This window comes from Spirillospora sp. NPDC049024, assembly GCF_040649235.1.
Classification (GTDB): domain Bacteria; phylum Actinomycetota; class Actinomycetes; order Streptosporangiales; family Streptosporangiaceae; genus Spirillospora.
Map to the genome: position 1 here is coordinate 90,930 of NZ_JBEZFD010000030.1, position 18,097 is coordinate 109,026.

Genomic DNA, 18,097 nt, shown 5'->3' on the forward strand with positions numbered 1-18,097 from the left:
GTGACGCGCCTCACATTAACCTGCCGGGCCCGGCCCCCGCCCGGGCCCGGCGCTCGGTCACAGCCGCGTCCACGCCTCCTGGAGGACCGAGCGCAGGATCTGCTCGATCTCGTCGAAGTGCCCCTGGTCGCAGATCAGCGGCGGCGCGAGCTGGACGACCGGGTCGCCGCGGTCGTCGGCGCGGCAGTACAGGCCCGCCTCGTAGAGGGCCTTGTCGAGGAACCCGCGCAGCAGCCGCTCGGACTCCTCCTCGTCGAAGGTCTCGCGGGTGTCGCGGTCCTTCACGAGCTCGATGCCGTAGAAGTAGCCGTCGCCGCGGACGTCCCCGACGATCGGCAGGTCGCGCAGCCGCTCCAGCGTGCCCCGGAACGCGTCCCGGTTGCGCAGGACGTGCCCGTTCAGGTCCTCGCGCTCGAACAGGTCGAGGTTGGCCAGCGCCACCGCCGCCGCCACCGGGTGCCCGCCGAAGGTGTAGCCGTGCGCGAACATCTCCGTCCCGCCCTTGAACGGCTCGAACAGGCGGTCGGCGACGAGCATCCCGCCGAGCGGCGCGTACCCGGAGGTCACGCCCTTGGCGAAGGTGATGATGTCGGGCGTGTAGCCGAACCGCTGCGCGCCGAACATCGTGCCGAGGCGTCCGAACGCGCAGATCACCTCGTCCGACACCAGCAGGACGTCGTGCCGGTCGCAGATCTCGCGGACGCGCTCGAAGTAGCCGGGCGGCGGCGGGAAGCAGCCGCCGGCGTTCTGCACCGGCTCCAGGAACACGGCGGCGACGGTGTCGGCGCCCTCGAACTCGATGGCCTCCTCGATCCGGTCGGCGGCCCACCGGCCGAAGGCCTCCGGGTCGTCGCGGTGCTCGGCGGCCCGGTAGATGTTGGTGTTGGGCACCCGGAAGCCGCTCGGCACCAGCGGCTCGTACGGCGCCTTCAGGCCGGGCAGGCCGGTGATCGACAGCGCGCCGTGCGGGGTGCCGTGGTAGGCGACCGCGCGGCTGATCACCTTGTGCTTGGCCGGCTTGCCGGTGAGCTTGAAGTAGTGCTTGGCGAGCTTCCAGGCGCTCTCGACGGCGTCGCCGCCCCCGGTGGTGAAGAACACGCGGTCCAGCCCGGCGGGCGCGAGGCCGGCGAGCCGCTCCGCCAGCTCGACGGCCTTCGGGTGCGCGTAGGACCAGATCGGGAAGTAGGCCAGCTCGGCGGCCTGCTTGGCGGCGGCCTGCGCCAGCTCCTCGCGGCCGTGCCCGGCCTGCACGGTGAACAGCCCGGAGAGCCCGTCCAGGTAGCGGCGGCCCGCCGAGTCGTAGACGTAGGCGCCCTCGCCCCGGACGATCACCGGGATCTCGCCGCCGCCCTGGGACGCCGAGTGCCGCGAGAAGTGCATCCACAGATGGTCGCGCGCCGCCCTCTGCATCGCGTCGTGCTGCTGGCTGGTCACGTCCGGCTCCGTCATCACGTTTCCCTCGATGCGATCGATCCAGTTGCGCAGATGCTACGGGACTACGGATTCCGCTGTAAATACATGGTGATACCTCGATATCCGAAGAGAGAGACCCCCGGCGACCGTCGGTCACGAAGCCGCGGGTACCGTTCGCCGCGAACCGAGGAGGCGGACATGGGCGACATCACGACCGGATCTGTCAGCGCGAACGGGCTCGACTTCGGCTATCTCACCGCCGGCCCCGAGGACGGGCCCCTGGCGCTGCTGCTGCACGGCTTCCCCGACTCCCCGCACACCTGGCGGCACCTCATGCCGGAACTGGCCTCCGCCGGATACCGGACCGTGGCCCCCTTCATGCGCGGCTACGCCCCCACGTCCGTCCCCGCGGACGGCGCGTACCAGAGCGGCGCACTCGCCGCCGACGCCGTCGCCCTGCACGAGGCGCTCGGCGGCGGATCCGACGCGGTGCTCGTCGGCCACGACTGGGGCGCCTTCGCCGCCTACGGCGCGGCCGCCGCCGCCCCGGAGCGGTGGCGCAAGGCGGTGGCCATGTCCGTCCCGCCCCTCTCGGTGATGACGACCGCGTTCTTCGACTACGAGCAGCTCAAGCGCTCCTTCTACATCTTCGTGTTCCAGACGCCGCTGGCCGAGCTCGCCTTCGGCCGCGCGTTCGTCGAGGGGCTGTGGCGCGACTGGTCGCCGGACGACGGCCGCGACCGGTCCGGGGACGTCGACCGCGTCATGGAGTGCCTGGGCGCGCCCGCCAACGCCGCCGCGGCGATCGGGTACTACCGCGCGATGCTCGACCCGTCCCGGCACGTCGAGCGGTACGCGGCCGAGCAGGAGGCGACGACGCTCACCGGCGAGCACCCCGTCCTCTACCTGCACGGCGCCGAGGACGGCTGCCTCGGCGCGGACGCGGTCGACCTCGACGCCGTCCTGGCGGCCCTCCCGCCGGGCTCGCGGGCGGAGCGGATCCCCGCGGCCGGCCACTTCCTCCAGCTCGACCGCCCCGCCGAGGTGAACGGGCACGTCCTCAGCTGGCTGGCGTCCTGATCAGGTCGGCCGCCTTCTCGCCGATCATGATCGCGGGGGCGTTGGTGTGGCCCCTGGTGATCTGCGGCAGGACCGACACGTCCGCGACGCGGAGGCCCTCGACGCCGCGGACGCGCAGGTCCGGGTCGACGACGGAGTCCTCGCCGGTGCCCATCCGGCACGTGCCGGTGGGGTGGTAGAGCGTCTCGGAGTGGCCCCGGACGTAGGCGGCCAGCGCCTCGTCGTCGTCCGCCCCCACGTAGGGGTCCATGACGTCGCCGACGTACGGCTTCAGCGCGTCTCCGGCCATCAGCTCCTCCGCGTGGCGGATGCCGTGCATCAGCCGGCGCAGGTCGCTCTCCCCGGTCAGGTAGCCGGGGTCGATCACCGGCGGCGCGGCCGGGTCGGCGGAGGCGAGCGTGATGCGTCCGGACGACTCCGGCTGGAGCAGCACGACCCCGACCGTCACGCCGTGCTCGGTCGGCGGGGTGAGCCCGTGCGCGACGTACGGGGCCGGCGCGAAGATCAGTTCGAGGTCGGGGGCGTGCAGGGACGGGGCGCTCTTGGTGAAGACGACCGCCTCGCCCACGTTGGAGGTGAAGGGTCCGCGCCGCGCGAGCAGGTAGCGGGCGATGTTCGGCACCGACTCCGCCCCGGCGAGCGTGACCTTCTTGGGGCAGTGCCGGACGACGCCGGCCGACAGGTGGTCCTGGAGGTGGCGGCCGACCTCGGGAGACTCCACGACCGGCTCAACTCCGGCGCTCCGCAGGTGGTCGGGGTCGCCGACGCCGGACAGCATCAGCAGATGCGGCGACCCGACCGCGCCCGCGGCCAGGACGACCTCGCGGCGCGCCGTGACGCGTCCGCCGCCGTACTCCACGCCGGTCGCGCGGCCGTCCTCGATCAGGATCTTCGACACCTGCGCGCCGGTCATGACGGTCAGGTTGGGGCGCTTGCGGGCCGGGCGCAGGTACGCGTCGGCCGCGCTGCACCGCCTGCCGCGCCGCTGGCTGACCGGCGTGAGCGCGAACCCCTCGTTGGAGGGGCCGTTCAGCTCGGGCAGCCTGGTCAGGCCGGCGGCGGCGCACGCCTCCAGGAACGCCCGCGTCGCCTCGTTCGGGCTGCGCTGCTCGGAGATCGTGACGGGACCGGACGTCCCGTACACGTCGCCCTTGTTGCTGCCGACGCGTCCCTCGACCCGCTTGAAGTACGGGACGACGTCCTCGTACGACCAGCCGGGGACGTCCCAGTCGTCGTAGTCGTCGTAGTGGCCGCGCACCCACATCATCGCGTTCAGCGAGGACGACCCGCCGAGCATCCTCCCCCGCGGCCAGTACAGCTCGCGCCCGTCCAGCCCGGGCTGCCGAGCGGTGCTGAAGTCCCAGTCGTACTCGGTCTTGAAGAGCTTCGGGAACGCCGCCGGGATGTGGATCTCGCCCTTGTCGTCCGGGCCGCCCGCCTCCAGCAGCGCGACCGTGACGGAGGCGTCCTCGGACAGCCGCGCGGCCAGAGCGCAGCCCGCGGACCCGGCGCCGACGATGACGTAGTCGTGTTCCATGAGGGCTCCCGCTCTCCACGGGCCGCGGCACCGGCCCGGTTGTTTCCCCAGGGCTTACCACCGCGCGGCCCGCCCGTCCATGCGTCGCGGAGCGGTTTCGGAAGTCGGCGCGCCGAGGGAACCCGGATCGGGCGGACGGCGTCGATCCCGTGGACCCTTGATCACTCGGAGGAGGCGTGCGATGACCGGGTACCCGGCCGGATCAGTCGAACCGTACGAGCGCGGCGTGGCGGCCAGGCGCGACGGGAACCTCGCGGAGGCCGAGAAGCTGCTGAAGCAGGCGTTCGAAGCGGGGCATCCCGGCGGCGCCCACGAACTCGGCGGCATCGCGGCGCAACTCGGCGCCGACCGGGAGGCGCTGGCGTGGTGGCGGCGGGCCGCCGAGGCGGGGCTCCCCGAGAGCGCCTTCGAGGTCGGCTACGGCGCGGAGCGGGACGGCGATCTGGAGGACGCCGAGCGCTGGTACCGGCAGGCGGCCGAAGGCGGCCATCTGGGCGGCACCCTGAACCTCGGCATCCTCCTGGAGAACCGGGGCGACGTCGACGAGGCCATGGGCCTCTACCGCCGGGCCTGGGAGCTGGGGTCCGACAAGGCCGCGTTCAACCTCGGCCGGCTGTACGACGCCGACGGGAAGGGCGACCTCGAGGCGGCGGAGACCTGGTACGCCCGCGCCGCCGAGCGCGGGAACGGCGGCGCCGCGTTCAATCTCGGGTTCGTGCGGCAGGACCGGGGCGATTCCGCCGGGCGGATCGAGGCATGGCGGCGCGCGGCCGACCTCGGGCATCCCAAGGCCGCCTTCGGCCTCGGCGTGGAGTCCGAGAAGGCCGGGGACGAGGACGCCGCCATCGGCTGGTTCCGCAGGTCGGTGCAGGAGGCCGGAGCCGAGCAGGCCGCCCGCAGGCTGGGCGAGCTCTACCGGCGCCGGGGTGACGGGCGCAGTGCGCGGTTCTGGACGGAGTTCCTGAGCGGGCTCAGCGGCTACAGCCCGGAGTTCGAGGCGTTCGCCAGTGCGGGCTCGGCCGCGGCGATCCAGCGGCAGAACGTCCTCAACGCCGCCGTCGGGGACGGCCACATCGCCTTCGACGTCGACGAGCGAACCCTCACCTCGGGCGGCCGCACCTTCCACGGCATGACGTTCCTCGGCAGCTTCTCGCACGTGAGCGACACGTGGCTGTGGGCCTGGGCCAACCCGCACTACGAGAACGACGTGCCCGCCATCGTCCCGCTGGCCGCCGTCCGCGAGTACGGCGAGCGCCACACCGTCCCCGAGCTGGCGGCGGGAAGCCTGGACCTGTCCGGCTTCCCCGACCCGCACCAGGCCGCGACCACCATGGCCATCGCCGCCGCCATGCTGCTCGGCGGCAACGGCGTCCAGAGCTGCCGGGTCAACGACGGGAAGGGCTCGTTCTACTTCCACCTCGACGACCCCGACCTGCCTGAGGCCGAGTTCGACCCGCTCTCGGCGACGCGCCTCCTGATGACCGCCGCCGAGATCTTTCCCACCGAGCAGCGCCGCGTCGTCCGCGGCTTCCTCGCCCACCACGGGTGCCGGATCAGGGAGTCCGAGGAGGTCGTCGAGGGCATCGCCCCGCAGGGCGGCCAGGTGACGGTGGCCTTCACGCCCGACGGCCTCATCAAGGCCGCCAGCGCGGGCCGCGCCGCCGACTGACCCGTCCGGCCTCCGGCAGCGGCGGGCGAGGTCAGGCGGAGAATCGGCGGAGCAGGACGGCCATGCGCTCGCCGTGGTGCTCGCGGTGCATGCGCCCGTCGCGCATCAGGGTGAGGAGGCCGTGCAGGCCGCTCCAGAACGTCTCGGTGAGGACGTCCACGTCGTCCTCGCCCGCGAACGGCCGGACGGTCTCGCGCAGCTCGCCGAAGGCCTCCTGGAGCGGGGCCGGGGCCTCGGGGGTCGCGAACGGCAGGTCGACGGACCTGACGAACATCACGTCGTAGAGGGCGGGCCTGCGCTCCGCGAAGTCCGTGTAGGCCGCCGCGACGTCGGCCAGCGCCTCGGCGGGCTCGCGGGCCGCGGTGCGCGCCTGCCGCAGCTCGACCGCGAGCTCGGCGCAGCCCTCGACCGCGACCGCCGCCATGATGGCGCCCTTGCCCTTGAAGTGGCTGTAGAGGACGGGCTGGCTGTACTCGATCTCCGCGGCGAGCCGCCGCGTCGTCACCGCGTCCCACCCCTCGCTCTCGGCGAGCTCCCGCGCCGCCGTGATGATCAGCTTCTCGCGTTCCGCGCGCTCGCGCTCCTTGCGGCCCTGGATCGACATGACCGCGACTCTAGCACTGCTAGATATTCTGCTCATGCTCTGCTAGCGTCGATCTCGTTCCTAGCAGCGCTAGCAATGAGGAGACCTCCATGCTCACCCCCATCGCCTATGGCCTGGCCGTCGTGCTCGCCCTGTTCTGCGTCCTGATCGGCCTGCGGTTCCTCACGGCCCCCGTGGCGTCGGCCGCCGGCTACGGGGTCCCCGCCAAGCCGGACGGCGACCGCGCCTACCTGGAGATCAAGGGACTGCGCGACCTGACCTTCGGCGTCCTCGGCCTCGCCTTGATCGCTTTCGCGGGCGCGCACGCCGCGGGCTGGTACATGCTGACCGTGGCACTCGCGCCGCTCGGCGACACCCTCATCGTGCTGCGCTACGGCGGCCCGAAGGCCACCGCCTTCGGCGTCCACTTCGCCACCGCCGCGGCCGTGCTGGTGAGCGCGGCCCTCCTCTTCGCCGTCTGACCGTTCCGTCCCGGACAAGGAGCCCACCGCATGTCACTGATCTCACCGGACTTCGACGAATCCGTGATCGTCCGTGCCGCCGACGCCGAGGTCGTCGACCTCTCCCCCAGCGTCACCCGCCTGCTGGCCGACAGCGGCTCGACCGGCGGCGCCCTGTCCACCCACCGGGTGACCCTGGCCGGCGGCGCCAACGGGGCGCGACCGCACCGCCACGACGGATCCGCCGAGATGTTCTACATGCTGGACGGCGCCGCCCAGCTGCTCTCGGGCGAGCAGGTGGTCACCGCCGAACGCGGCGACCTCGTCATCGTGCCGCCCGGCCTGCCGCACGCCTTCGCCGCCGCCCCCGGCCACGACGCCGACATCCTCATCGTCATCACCCCGGGCGTCGAGCGGTTCGAGTACTTCCGCCACCTGGAGCGCATCGTCCACGGGAAGGTCCCGCCCGAGAGCCTGCTGGACGTCCAGGAGCTCTACGACACCTACTTCCTCAGCAGCGAGGCCTGGGAGAAGGCGCGCGGCTGACCGCCCGGCCCCGAAACGCCGACGAGCCGACCGGAAGCGTCCGGTCGGCTCGTCGGCGGCGTCGGCTCGCGCGCCGTCACGATCCCCAGTCGGGCCGCAGCGGCATGTGGCTGGTGCCGTCGTCCTCCAGCTTCACACCGAGCGTCTGGTGCAGCTGGATCCAGTTCTGGTTGAAGCCGAGCACGCAGCCGGCCATGTAGACGCGCCACACGCGGGCCGTGCCCTCGCCGACCTCGGCGACGGCCTCGTCCCAGTGGGCGTCGAGGTTCTCGCACCAGGCGGTGAGCGTGCGCGCGTAGTGCTCGCGCAGGTTCTCCTGGTGGCGGATCTCGAACCCGGCGTCGTTCATCTGGCACTGGACGTAGCCCGGGCCCTCCAGCTCGCCGTCCGGGAACACGTACCGGTTGATGAACCCGTTCTCCTTGCGGGACGGCAGCGTGTTGTCGGGGCGCGTGATGGTGTGGTTCAGCATCCGCCCGCCCTTCTTCAGCTTCCCGTGGAGGAAGGAGAAGTAGGCCGGCAGGTTCTTCTTCCCGATGTGCTCGGTGAGCCCGATGGAGCTGATCGCGTCGAAGCCGGTCTCGGTCACGTCGCGGTAGTCCATGTGCCGGACCTCCGCGAGGTCGGACAGGCCCCGGTCGGCGATGGCCTTCTGCGCCCACTCGGCCTGCTGCTTGGACAGCGTGACGCCGAGCGCCTTGACCCCGTACTCCTTCGCGGCGTGCATCACCATGCCGCCCCAGCCGCAGCCCACGTCCAGCAGCCGCATCCCCGGCTTCAGCCCGATCTTCTTGGCCACCAGGTCGTGCTTGTTGAACTGGGCCTCCTCCAGCGTCGCGCCCTCATGCGGGTAGCACGCGCAGGTGTAGGCCATGGAGGGGCCGAGCACCCATTCGTAGAAGGTGTTGGACACGTCGTAGTGGTGGGAGATGGCCCGCGCGTCCCGCCTCTTGGAGTGCCGCAGCCACGAGGGGATGCGGCTGAACGGCGCCTCCTGCGGCGGCGGGTCCAGCCGCCGCGACGCCGCGGCCCGCAGCAGCGGATCGCGCATCACCGAACCGGCGATCTTCGCCTTGTCGCGCGGCGACACGTCGGCGAGCACCTGCTGCATCGTGGTCAGCGCCGTGATCATGTCGCCGTTCACGTCGATCATGCCGGTGACGTAGGCGCGGGCGAGGCCCAGCGCGCCCGGCGAGTGCAGCAGGTACGAGACCGCGTACGGCGAGCGGACGTCGAACCGGATGTCGGCGCCGGGCACCCCGGCACGGGATCCGTCGTAGGCCGTGAACTCCACTGGCGCCTCAGCCCCGGCGAGCTGCTCGAAGACCCTGGCCAGCGTCATCTTGCTCCTCCTGTCTCTCCGCCCCGGCCCGGACGGCGGCGGTCGGCCGCCTCCGCGCGGGGCTCCCCCGAAGCGGGCGCCTGGTCAGCGTCCGCGCACGCACTTGTCATAGAGGTCCAGCAACCTCCCGTCGGGGTCGTAGGACCCCTTGAGCCGCCGGTAGGTCTCCCCGTCGTAGTACCGCCAGAACTCGTCCCGGCCGTAGAAGGCGGTCGAGTAGAGGGACTTGTGGCCGTCGAGGGCGGCCACCTTCCGTTCGATGAGGCGGTTGTGGTACTCGGGGATCTGGCCCGGCGGGATACGCACCGTCCCCCAGAAACCGGCGTTCACGTAGGGGCGGCCCACGTCCAGCGGGTACAGCGGCCAACGCTCCTTGGCGCGCAGCGGGCAGAGCCAGATCGGGCTCATGCCCACCTTGTCGTGGAAGAACTCCAGGAACTCCGGCAGCTTCTCGACCGGCACCTCGATGTCCTGGATGACGTCCTCGCGCGGCCGCAGCCCGCGCCACCGCTCCGCGCGCGCGACGATGTGGTAACGGCGGTCGTAGGCGACGAGCTTGCGGTACACGTCGGAGCGCTTGTACTTGTCGGGCCACAGCCTCCGGACGGCCGGGTTCTGCACGCCGAACGCGCCCGAGCACCAGAACCAGTCGGTGTCCCAGCGCCAGATGTAGTCGCGGATGGTCAGGAAGTCGACCGACCGCTGCTGGACCGACCTGTAGTAGATCTGCTGGCCGGTGTAGTCGGAGGTGTAGGGCGCCGAGTCGGCGAAGAAGCCGAGCGTGATGTACTGCTCGTCGGCGCTGAAGACCGTCCCGTCCATGAAGTCGACGGTCTCGTCCTCGAACGTCCCGGACTCGGTGATCTCCCCCATGACGCGGGCGAGCTCCGCCGCGTCGGTGAACCGCAGGTGCCGCAGCCGGACGTACGGCCGGACGGGCCGCAGCTCGATCTTCAACCGGAGGCTGTAGCCGAGCGTCCCGTAGGAGTTCGGGAAGCCGTAGAACAGGTCCTTGTGCTCGTTGTCGCGCGTGGCCGTGACGATCTGCCCGTCGCCGGTGAGGACCTCCAGCTCCAGGACGCCCTCGTGCGGCAGCCCGTCGCGGAACGAGGTCGACTCGATGCCGAGCCCGGTCACCGCGCCGCCCAGCGTGATCGTCTTCAGCTGCGGGACGACCGTCGGCATCAGGCCGTGCGGCAGCGTCGCGTCGACCAGGTCCTCGTAGGTCGTCATGCCCTGGACCTGCGCGGTCCGCTCGTCCGGGTCGACGCTCAGCACCTTGTCGAACCCGGAGACGTCCAGGCCGGGCGCCGACGAGGGGTCGCGCCACCGGAACAGGTTCGAGGTCCGCTTCGCCAGCCGCACCGGCGTGCCCGCCGGTATGGCCTGGTAGGACCTCCTGAGCGCCTCCACTGCCCGCTGGTGATCGCCCTTGATCGCAAGCTCCGTCATCTACCCCTCCCTCGCATAGTTAATCGATCATCCCATGCATGGTCCACACAACCCGGACGTCGCGGGAGTCACAGGTAGAGAGGGGAATAAAACCACGGGCGTACACATAGGCGTCGTTTCATCTCCTGGAGGCTGCCGGCCGCCGTCACGGCGGCCACGTCAACTCTCCCCGGAGGCGTACTCCGACAAACCCGAGGCGCGTTCAGCGGCGGTTCCGCGCGCCCCCGTTCACTTCACCAGGCGCAGGATCCACGGGTAGCGGAACGTCTGGCCGGTCAGCGCGAAGACGGCCGCGATCGCCGACAGCACCCACGCCACCGCGTACGCGACCCCGCCGACGCCGAACGTGACGATCGTGAAGAGCAGCAGCGTGACCTGGAAGTTCACGGCCTCCGCCGCCTGCAGCCGGACGTAGGGCGACCGCTTGCCGCTCAGCAGCATCAGCAGGAGCGGGCCGACGAACAGCGTCGGGACGGCGACGGCGTGCGCGGCTGCGGCCAGCATCCGGTCCTCGCCCGTCACCGGCGCGCCCTCCGGCACGACGGGCCGCGCGGGGGCGGGCACCAGGTCGTGGAGGACCGCGCCGAGGTCCTTGCGCGTCTTGCCCGTCATCGCCAGTTGCACGCGCAGGTCGAACTCGTCCTCGTCGAGGCGCCCTTCGGCGTAGGCGTCCTGAAGCCGCTGGATGACCGGTTCCCGCTCGGCGTCCGAGACCCGCAGATCCCCCACCGCGTAGCTGCTGTCCATAGGACCAATGCTCCGCGCGGCCCCGCCTCCGGGCCATCAGGGAAGACCCTGAGGATCCCCTGAATTGCGCCGGACGTACTCCTCCCCTGGGATCAGGCGCCCGCCGAACAGCTCCGACACCGTGACGAACACGTACCCCTCGGCGGCCAGCCGGTCGATGATCTTCGGAACGGCCCGCACGCTCGTCGGGTGGATGTCGTGCATGAGGACGATGTAGCCGGGCCTCGCCGCCTTCAGCACCCGTCTCTCGACGTACGCGGTGTCGCGGTGCTCCCAGTCGAGGGGGTCGACCGTCCACAGCACCTGCGCCAGCCCCAGCCGCCGCGTGATCTCCTTCAGCCGCTTGGACGTCGACCCGTACGGCGGCCTGAGCAGCACGGGCACGACCCCCGACGCCCGCCGGATCGCGTCCTGCGTCTTCGTCAGCTCCGCCATGACCTTCTTCTGGGAGGCCCTCCCGAGGTCGGCGTGCGTGTAGCTGTGGTCGGCGATCTCATGCCCGGCCTCATGCTCGCGCCGCACCAGTTCCGGATGCCTCGCGGCGTTCTCCCCCACGATGAAGAATGTGGCCCTGACCTTGCGGGCGGCGAGGATGTCCAGCAGTTCCGCGGTGCTCGCCGCGGGCCCGTCGTCGAACGTCAGCGCCAGGCACTTGAGCCGGGCGCAGTCGGGCGGCGGCGGCTTGGGCGGCGCCGCCGGCCTCGGCCGGGGCCTCGCCGCGGGGGGCTCGGTCCGCGCGACGGGCCTCACCTGGCCCCGGGCGGGGGTGAGCGTGCTCAGGACGCCGCACACCGAGACCGCGAGCACGGCCGCGGCCACCCGCCGAACAAGGTTCGGCCTGCTCATCGACACCCCCGCGTGATGATCCCCCCGAAGGCGCCAGTCTAAGGCTCGGGTCCCCGCCCGGCCGGGCTCGCCGCCGCTGTGTCGGGAACCCGCGCACCGCCGATCTCGTTATCGTCGTACACCGCAACCCCGCCCCGGAGCCGTTCCGGGCGGGACCAGACGACGGGGTGAGGGATGAGGTTCCGGGACCGGTTCGGGATCCGCAGGCACCGCGGGTCCACGGTGACGAAGCTCGACAGGGAGGCGAACGACTCCGACATCGAGGCGCTGATCGCCTTCGCCCGCGACCGCCGCGGCGTCGAGTTCTTCGTCGAGCCGGAGACCTACGCCACCGACACCACGGCCGTCGCCGTCGCCCACGACGGCGAGTGGACCCGCCGCCGCGTCGGCTCCCCCAAGGTCATCGGCAAGGTCGCCCGCGACCTCGGCCTGCCCGTCTACGACGTCCAGATCGTCGGCTACCCGCCCCGCATGCGCGCCTGGAACGACCGCAACCGCGACCGCCGCATCGACCCCGGCACCCCCGGCCAGGCCGTCTCCTCCTGACCCCGCCCCGTGTTCCGAGAGGCTCTAGGCCGTGAGTTCAGCGGCGAGTGCCTCCACGCGGGCGCGGATCTCGTCGCGGATGGGACGCACGGCGTCGACGCCCTGCCCGGCGGGGTCGTCGAGCCGCCAGTCGAGGTAGCGCTTGCCGGGAAAGACCGGGCAGGTGTCCCCGCAGCCCATGGTGATGACGACGTCGGAGGCCTGGACGGCGCCGACGGTCAGGACCTTGGGGATCTCGGCCGCGATGTCGATGCCCTCCTCGGCCATGGCCTGGACGACGGCGGGGTTGACCCGGTCGGCGGGCTCGGAGCCGGCGGACCGGACCTCGACCCGGTCGCCGGCGATATGGGTGAGGTAGGCGGCGGCCATCTGGGACCGTCCGGCGTTGTGGACGCAGACGAACAGCACACTGGGCTTCTCGGACATCAGGCACCTCGCGGATCGGAAGTCGTGGGCAGGAGGGTCTCGGCGGTCCCGGCCCCGCGCGGCCGAGCGGGGAACCGGCGGCGGAGCCCGAGCGAGACGTGGACGAGGGCGACCAGTACGGGCACCTCGATCAGCGGGCCGACGACACCGGACAGGGCCTGGCCGGAGGTGACCCCGAACGTGCCGACGGCCACGGCGATGGCCAGTTCGAAGTTGTTCCCGGCCGCGGTGAAGGCCAGCGTCGCGGTGCGGAAGTAGGGCAACCGGACGGCGCGGCCCAACGCGAAGGCCCCGCCCCACATGAGCGCGAAATAGACGAGCAGCGGCACGGCGATGCGGGCGACGTCGGCGGGCCTTGAAGTGATCGCCTTCCCTTGCAGGGCGAACAGGATCACGATCGTGAACAGCAGCCCGTAGAGCGCGACCGGTCCGATGCGGGGCAGGAACCGCTCCTCGTACCAGTCGCGCCCGCGGGTCTTCTCCCCGAGGCGACGGGTGAGGTATCCGGCCAGGAGCGGGACGCCGAGGAACACCAGGACGTTCACCACGATCGCGCCGGTGGAGAAGTGCGCGTCGTCGGTCTCCAGGCCGAGCCAGCCCGGCAGGACCCGCAGGTAGAACCAGCCGAGCGCGCCGAAGGCCACCACCTGGAAGAGCGAGTTCAGCGCGACCAGGACGGCGGCGGCCTCGCGGTCGCCGCACGCCAGGTCGTTCCAGATGACGACCATGGCGATGCACCGGGCCAGCCCGACGATGATCAGGCCCGTCCGGTACTCGGGCAGGTCGGGCAGGAGGCTCCATGCCAGGGCGAACATCACCGCGGGCCCGACCAGCCAGTTGAGGACGAGCGAGGAGGCCATCAGCCGGCGGTCGCGGGTGACGGCGTCGAGCCGGTCGTAGCGGACCTTGGCCAGCACCGGATACATCATGACCAGCAGGCCGAGCGCGATCGGCAGCGAGATCCCGCCCGCCTCCACCTTGCTCAGCGCGTCGTCCAGGCCGGGGAGGGCGCGTCCGAGACCGAGCCCGAGCCCCATCGCGATGATGATCCACAGGGGCAGGAGGCGGTCCAGGGTCGACAGCCCCGCGACGCCTTCGGACCCGCCGGGTCCTGCCGGTTCGGTCGCGGTCACGTGCAGGGCCGCTTCCGCCCGTGGAGGTCGACCTCGCGTGCGGCCTCGGCGAGGCCCGTCAGCTTGGCGGCCAGGTCGTCCAGCACCTCGGGGCGCAGCCGGTAGTAGGTGAAGCGCCCGCACGGCTCGGTGTCGACCAGCCCCGCCTCGCGCAGCGCGCGCAGATGGTTGGAGATGTTGGTCTGCCTGGCCCCCGTCTCCTCGACGAGATGGCACGTGCACAGCGACTCGCTCGCGAGCAGCGAGACGATCCGGGCCCGCAGGGGGTCGGCGAGCAGGCGCAGTACATCAGTTTCAACTGACATCATCACAGGCTGATACGTTAGCAGGCGATCTCCGGGCGGCGGTGTGCCGGGGGACGCTGCCCGAGGCGACCGCGGCGGCCAGCGCGGCGATCGCGGCGAGAGCGGCGAACATCGCCGGGTAGCCGCCGAGAGCGGCGGCGAGCCCGGCGCCCGCGGCGGGCGCGATCGCTCCGGCGATCGTGACGGGTGCGGCGAGGACGCCGGAGAGCGAGCCGTAGGCGGCGGTGCCCCAGCGGTCGGACACGGCGGTCGCCTGGAGCAGGGTGGCGATGCCGCGCATCGTCCCGACCAGGACGGCGACGGCGACGAGCAGCGGGACGGGGCCCGGGAGCACCGCGAGCATGGCGATGGTGACGGCCGACCCCGCCAGGATGCAGACGGTGCGGGCACGGACGCCGGTACGGCGGGTCAGGGCGCCGTAGCCGAGGCGTCCGGCGACCTGGCCGACGCCGCCGAGACCGAGGGCCCAGGCGGCGACGTCGCTGGAGGCGCCGCGGGAGGTGAGCAGCGGGATGAGGTTGGTGACCACGGCGTACATGGAGAACGACCAGAGGGTGAGCGCCGTGGTCAGCAGCAGGAACGGGGAGCCCCGCACCACCGCCTTCCCCCGTCCGGACGCGCCACCGCAGCCCGTGCCGCCGCGGACCGTGTCGTCGCGGACCGTGCCGCCGCAAGCCGTGCCGTCGCGGACCGTGCCGTCGCAGGCCGTGCCTTCGCAAGCCGTGTCGTCGCGGACCGTGCCGCCGCAAACCGTGTCGTCGCGGGCCGTGTCGTGACGGGCCGTGTCGTGACGGGCCGTGTCGTGACGGGCCGTGTCGTGACGGGCCGTGTCGTGACGGGCCGTGTCGTCGGCCGGACGGCGTCCGGCGGCAGGGGGCCAGGGGCGGCGCAGCGCGAAGTGGTGCAGCGGGACGGTGGCGGCGAGCAGGGTCGCGAGCACCAGGTACACGGCCCGCCACGACATGTGCGCCGCCAGGGCGCTGGTGAGCGGGGCGAACACGGTGCTGGCGAGACCGGCGACCAGGGTGAGGGTCGTGAGGGCCCGGACGTGCCGGGGCGCGTAGTAGCGGGTGAGGGCGGCGAAGGCGGGCGGGTAGAGCACGGCGGCCATCGAGGCCCCGGCCAGCAGCCACGCTGCGACGAACCACGCCAGGCCGGGTGCGGCGGCCAGGCCGAGCACGCCCAGGACCGCCGCGGCCGAGCCGGCGGTCATCGGGATCCGGGGTCCATGGCGGTCGAGGACGCGGCCGAGGGGGACACCGCCGATCGCGGCGACGACCAGCCCGGCGGAGAACGCGGCGGTGATCGACCCGGTGGACCAGCCGGTGTCGCGGGTGATGGCCGGGGCCAGGACGGGGAAGGCGTAGTAGAGCACTCCCCAACTGGTGATCTCGGTGACGCAGAGCGCCAGCAGGGGAACGCGGGAGACCGCGCCCCCGGGCATCGGATCCGCGAGGGGGCCGCGGCCGGTGTGCTCTTCCGGCCCTGGCCCCGCGCGCTCGGAGGTCACCGGGATGCTCCTATGAGGTCGCGATCACCCGTTCGGCTCGTGGTGACGCCAGGCGGACCGAGGGCCCCGAAGCGAACGGCCGCGGCGTCGGCCGGACGGCGGGGTCAGATCCGCGGGCGGCGTCATCCCGACCATCATCACATCCGGCCGTCGACTCATCCGGCGTCGCCGGACTGACTGTGGGCACGCCCGGCCGCAAAGCCGAGCCCGACTGGAACACCGACGCCGATGGTGATCCGCTGAGGCCGCGGCCCGCCGCAGAGGGCCGCGGCGTCGGCCGGACGGCGGGACGGATCCGCGGGCGGCGTCATCGCGACCATCATCGCACTCGGTCGTCGGCTCGCTCGGCGTCGCCGGAATGGCCATGGGCGCGTCCGGTCGCGAAGCCGAGCCCGGCTGGAGCGCCGATGGTGACCGGCTGGGGCTGCGACCCGCCGCAGCAGGAGCCGCTTTCGGTGTCGGCGGACGCGACCGGGACCGCGACCTGCGCGGGTTCGGTGCCGCAGGAACTGCCGCAGCCGCCGTCGGCGGCGCCCGGGAGCTGGTCCTCGGTGACCAGGGTGGTGGAGCAGACGCCGGTCTCCGGCAGGTCGAGTTCGACGGCGTCGGCTGCGGCGCGGTCTCCGGCAAGTGCGGCGACGACGGAGCGGACCTGCTCGTATCCGGTGGCCATCAGGAAGGTCGGGGCCCGGCCGTAGCTCTTCATGCCGACCATGTAGAAGCCGGGCTCGGGGTGGGCGAGGTCTCGTTCGCCGTGCGGCGGCACGGTGCCGCAGGAGTGGAAGTTCGGGTCGATCATCGGGGCGAGCCGGACCGGCGCCTCGGTGGCGGGATCGAGCTCGACGCGCACCTCCCGCAGCATGTCGAGGTCGGGCCGGAAGCCGGTGGCCGCGACCACGCTGTCGGCCTCGATGACGCGCTCGCCGTCCGGCGTGGCGCCGAGGACCCGGACGGGCCCGGCGGCGTCGGGGACCTCGAAGCCCGTGATGGTGAAGGTCCTCACCAGCTCGATCTCCCCGGCGTCGACGGCGGCCTTGAGGCGAGTGCCCAGCGCACCGCGCGCGGGCAGGCCGTCGGCGTCGCCGCCGCCGTAGAGGCGGGCGACCGAGGAGCCGCGCACCGCCCAGGTGATGCGGGTGCCGGGTGCGGCCTTGGCGAGTTCGGCGAGGGCGAGCAAGGTGTTGGCGGCCGAGTGGCCCATGCCGACGACCAGCGCACGGCGTCCGGCGAAGCGGTCGCGGTCGCGGTCCAGCACGTCGGGCAGTGGCCCGGCCAGGTAGGGGGCGGCCCGGTCCTCTCCGGGGGCGGGCAGCCCGGAGTGGCCGAGCGGGTTGCCGTGCCCCCAGGTGCCCGAGGCGTCGATGACGGCGCGGGCATGCAGGTCGGTGACGGCGCCGTCCGGGCCTGTGGTCCGGACCAGCAGCGGACGCTCGTCCCGGCCGATGGTGCGGGTGACGTCCACGCCGCTCCGGGCGACCGCGACCACCCGGGTGCCGGTGCGGATCCGCCCGGTGAGCTCGGGCACTCCGGCCAGCGGGACCAGGTAGTCGCGGACGAGGTCGGCGCCGGTCGGCAGGGTGTCCGGATCCGGCAGGGACCAGCCGGTGGGCTCCAGCAGCCGGCGGGCGGCGGCGTCGGTGTCGTAGCGCCAGGGCGAGAACAGCCGGACGTGCCCCCACTCGGACACCGCCGAGCCGACCCCGTCACCGGCCTCCAGGACGACGAAGTCGAGGCCGCGCTCGGCCAGATGGGCGGCGGCGGCCAGCCCGACCGGCCCCGCACCGATGACCACCACCGGCAGCCGGTCGGCGCCCTGGGGGTCGTCCAGGCAGCCGCATCCGGCGTCGGTCTTCGCCTCGGTCACGGTGAGCGCCGGATCCACGGACTGCTCGGCGTCGGTGCAACACCTGCTGACGCCGCAGCAACTCCCCTGAGCCGCCGCCCCAGCGGCCTCGTCCGCGCTCTCGCCCATGTTCCACCTCGCTGTTTCGACGTTCTTCTAAGCAGGGCCAGTTTGCGTCCCTGCATAGATAGATGTCAAATTAGATGCATGTCCAAGTTGTTGGAGCTGGAGGACGTCACCGCCCCGGCGTGCTGCGCCCCGCTGAGCGAGTCGTCCCTAGGCGAGGACGAGGCCGCCGAGCTGGCCGCAGTGTTCAAGGCGCTGTCGGACCCCGTCCGGCTGCGGCTGCTCAACATGATCGCCTCAGCGGGCGGCGGCGAGGCGTGCGTGTGCGATCTGACCGGCTCCTTCGACCTGACCGCGCCGACCATCTCCCACCACCTGAAGGTGCTCCGCAAGGCCGGCCTGATAGACGGCGAACGCCGCGGCACCTGGGTCTACTACCGCGCAGTCCCCGACCGCCTAACCCGCCTATCAGGCCTGTTCGCCATCCCCACCCTCACCACCTAATGGGAGCTACCGGGTCGGCCGCCGCTGGCAGACTCGGTGCCTGGTAGCCGCTGGTGAGTGAGCACTTTTATCACCTGGACCTGTGAGT

Annotated in this window: 18 protein-coding genes; 6 read left to right on the forward strand and 12 right to left on the reverse strand. The window is 72.3% G+C overall.

Features of this window, described 5'->3' with window-relative positions:
- Positions 1 to 57 precede the first annotated feature (57 nt).
- Positions 58 to 1,449, reverse strand: a complete 1,392-nt coding sequence (locus AB0C21_RS38465) for an aspartate aminotransferase family protein (protein WP_353820080.1) — start codon at positions 1,447 to 1,449, stop codon at positions 58 to 60.
- 162 nt (positions 1,450 to 1,611) lie between these two features.
- On the opposite strand from AB0C21_RS38465, the gene AB0C21_RS38470 reads away from it, so the two are divergent.
- Positions 1,612 to 2,493 (forward strand): alpha/beta fold hydrolase, encoded by an 882-nt coding sequence (locus tag AB0C21_RS38470; protein WP_500211003.1) that lies wholly within the window; start codon positions 1,612 to 1,614, stop codon positions 2,491 to 2,493.
- On the opposite strand, the gene AB0C21_RS38475 is transcribed toward AB0C21_RS38470, so the two are convergent.
- Positions 2,474 to 4,030, reverse strand: a complete 1,557-nt coding sequence (locus AB0C21_RS38475) for a GMC family oxidoreductase (protein WP_500211004.1) — start codon at positions 4,028 to 4,030, stop codon at positions 2,474 to 2,476. The genes AB0C21_RS38470 and AB0C21_RS38475 overlap by 20 nt on opposite strands.
- A 181-nt stretch (positions 4,031 to 4,211) precedes the next feature.
- On the opposite strand from AB0C21_RS38475, the gene AB0C21_RS38480 reads away from it, so the two are divergent.
- Entirely contained in the window at positions 4,212 to 5,699 is a 1,488-nt protein-coding gene (locus AB0C21_RS38480; RefSeq protein ID WP_500211005.1) for an SEL1-like repeat protein, read from the forward strand.
- A gap of 31 nt (positions 5,700 to 5,730) precedes the next feature.
- On the opposite strand, the gene AB0C21_RS38485 is transcribed toward AB0C21_RS38480, so the two are convergent.
- Positions 5,731 to 6,303: a TetR/AcrR family transcriptional regulator gene (locus AB0C21_RS38485; protein WP_500211007.1), complete on the reverse strand. Its 573-nt coding sequence runs from the start codon at positions 6,301 to 6,303 to the stop codon at positions 5,731 to 5,733.
- A gap of 89 nt (positions 6,304 to 6,392) precedes the next feature.
- Between AB0C21_RS38485 and AB0C21_RS38490 the strand changes: the two genes are divergently transcribed.
- Both AB0C21_RS38490 and AB0C21_RS38495 read left to right on the forward strand, forming a co-directional pair.
- On the forward strand, positions 6,393 to 6,764 hold the full coding sequence (locus tag AB0C21_RS38490) for a DUF4267 domain-containing protein (protein WP_149262090.1): 372 nt from the start codon (positions 6,393 to 6,395) through the stop codon (positions 6,762 to 6,764).
- 30 nt (positions 6,765 to 6,794) lie between these two features.
- Positions 6,795 to 7,289 carry a cupin domain-containing protein gene (locus tag AB0C21_RS38495; RefSeq protein WP_500211009.1) on the forward strand — a complete coding sequence of 165 codons (495 nt, stop codon included), beginning with the start codon at positions 6,795 to 6,797 and terminating at the stop codon, positions 7,287 to 7,289.
- A 76-nt stretch (positions 7,290 to 7,365) separates the two neighbouring features.
- Here the strand turns inward: AB0C21_RS38495 and AB0C21_RS38500 are convergent, their stop codons facing one another.
- The 4 genes from AB0C21_RS38500 to AB0C21_RS38515 all read right to left on the reverse strand — a co-directional run bounded on the left by AB0C21_RS38500 (position 7,366) and on the right by AB0C21_RS38515 (position 11,676).
- Entirely contained in the window at positions 7,366 to 8,631 is a 1,266-nt protein-coding gene (locus AB0C21_RS38500) for a class I SAM-dependent methyltransferase (RefSeq protein ID WP_500211010.1), read from the reverse strand.
- A gap of 84 nt (positions 8,632 to 8,715) precedes the next feature.
- Complete coding sequence (locus tag AB0C21_RS38505; RefSeq protein WP_500211011.1) at positions 8,716 to 10,083, reverse strand: FAD-binding oxidoreductase; 1,368 nt, start codon at positions 10,081 to 10,083, stop codon at positions 8,716 to 8,718.
- Between the two features lie 228 nt (positions 10,084 to 10,311).
- A complete protein-coding gene (locus AB0C21_RS38510) occupies positions 10,312 to 10,830 on the reverse strand; it encodes a DUF1707 and DUF4870 domain-containing protein (RefSeq protein WP_500211013.1) in 519 nt (172 codons plus the stop codon).
- A 36-nt stretch (positions 10,831 to 10,866) separates the two neighbouring features.
- Positions 10,867 to 11,676: a polysaccharide deacetylase family protein gene (locus AB0C21_RS38515; protein WP_500211014.1), complete on the reverse strand. Its 810-nt coding sequence runs from the start codon at positions 11,674 to 11,676 to the stop codon at positions 10,867 to 10,869.
- 174 nt (positions 11,677 to 11,850) lie between these two features.
- On the opposite strand from AB0C21_RS38515, the gene AB0C21_RS38520 reads away from it, so the two are divergent.
- Positions 11,851 to 12,222 carry a hypothetical protein gene (locus AB0C21_RS38520; protein ID WP_500211016.1) on the forward strand — a complete coding sequence of 124 codons (372 nt, stop codon included), beginning with the start codon at positions 11,851 to 11,853 and terminating at the stop codon, positions 12,220 to 12,222.
- 24 nt (positions 12,223 to 12,246) lie between these two features.
- Here the strand turns inward: AB0C21_RS38520 and AB0C21_RS38525 are convergent, their stop codons facing one another.
- The 5 genes from AB0C21_RS38525 to AB0C21_RS38545 form a co-directional block, all read right to left on the reverse strand.
- Entirely contained in the window at positions 12,247 to 12,648 is a 402-nt protein-coding gene (locus AB0C21_RS38525; protein ID WP_500211018.1) for an arsenate reductase ArsC, read from the reverse strand.
- Positions 12,648 to 13,787: an ACR3 family arsenite efflux transporter gene (gene arsB, locus AB0C21_RS38530; RefSeq protein WP_500211032.1), complete on the reverse strand. Its 1,140-nt coding sequence runs from the start codon at positions 13,785 to 13,787 to the stop codon at positions 12,648 to 12,650. Before arsB ends, AB0C21_RS38525 begins: the two co-directional genes overlap by 1 nt.
- Positions 13,778 to 14,086 carry an ArsR/SmtB family transcription factor gene (locus AB0C21_RS38535; protein WP_500211019.1) on the reverse strand — a complete coding sequence of 103 codons (309 nt, stop codon included), beginning with the start codon at positions 14,084 to 14,086 and terminating at the stop codon, positions 13,778 to 13,780. The genes arsB and AB0C21_RS38535 overlap by 10 nt, the downstream gene beginning before the upstream one ends.
- A complete protein-coding gene (locus tag AB0C21_RS38540; RefSeq protein ID WP_500211020.1) occupies positions 14,076 to 15,596 on the reverse strand; it encodes an MFS transporter in 1,521 nt (506 codons plus the stop codon). Before AB0C21_RS38540 ends, AB0C21_RS38535 begins: the two co-directional genes overlap by 11 nt.
- Positions 15,597 to 15,915: 319 nt before the next feature.
- Positions 15,916 to 17,568: an FAD-dependent oxidoreductase gene (locus tag AB0C21_RS38545; RefSeq protein WP_500211022.1), complete on the reverse strand. Its 1,653-nt coding sequence runs from the start codon at positions 17,566 to 17,568 to the stop codon at positions 15,916 to 15,918.
- Between the two features lie 78 nt (positions 17,569 to 17,646).
- On the opposite strand from AB0C21_RS38545, the gene AB0C21_RS38550 reads away from it, so the two are divergent.
- Positions 17,647 to 18,009, forward strand: a complete 363-nt coding sequence (locus tag AB0C21_RS38550; protein WP_500211024.1) for an ArsR/SmtB family transcription factor — start codon at positions 17,647 to 17,649, stop codon at positions 18,007 to 18,009.
- Positions 18,010 to 18,097 lie beyond the last annotated feature (88 nt).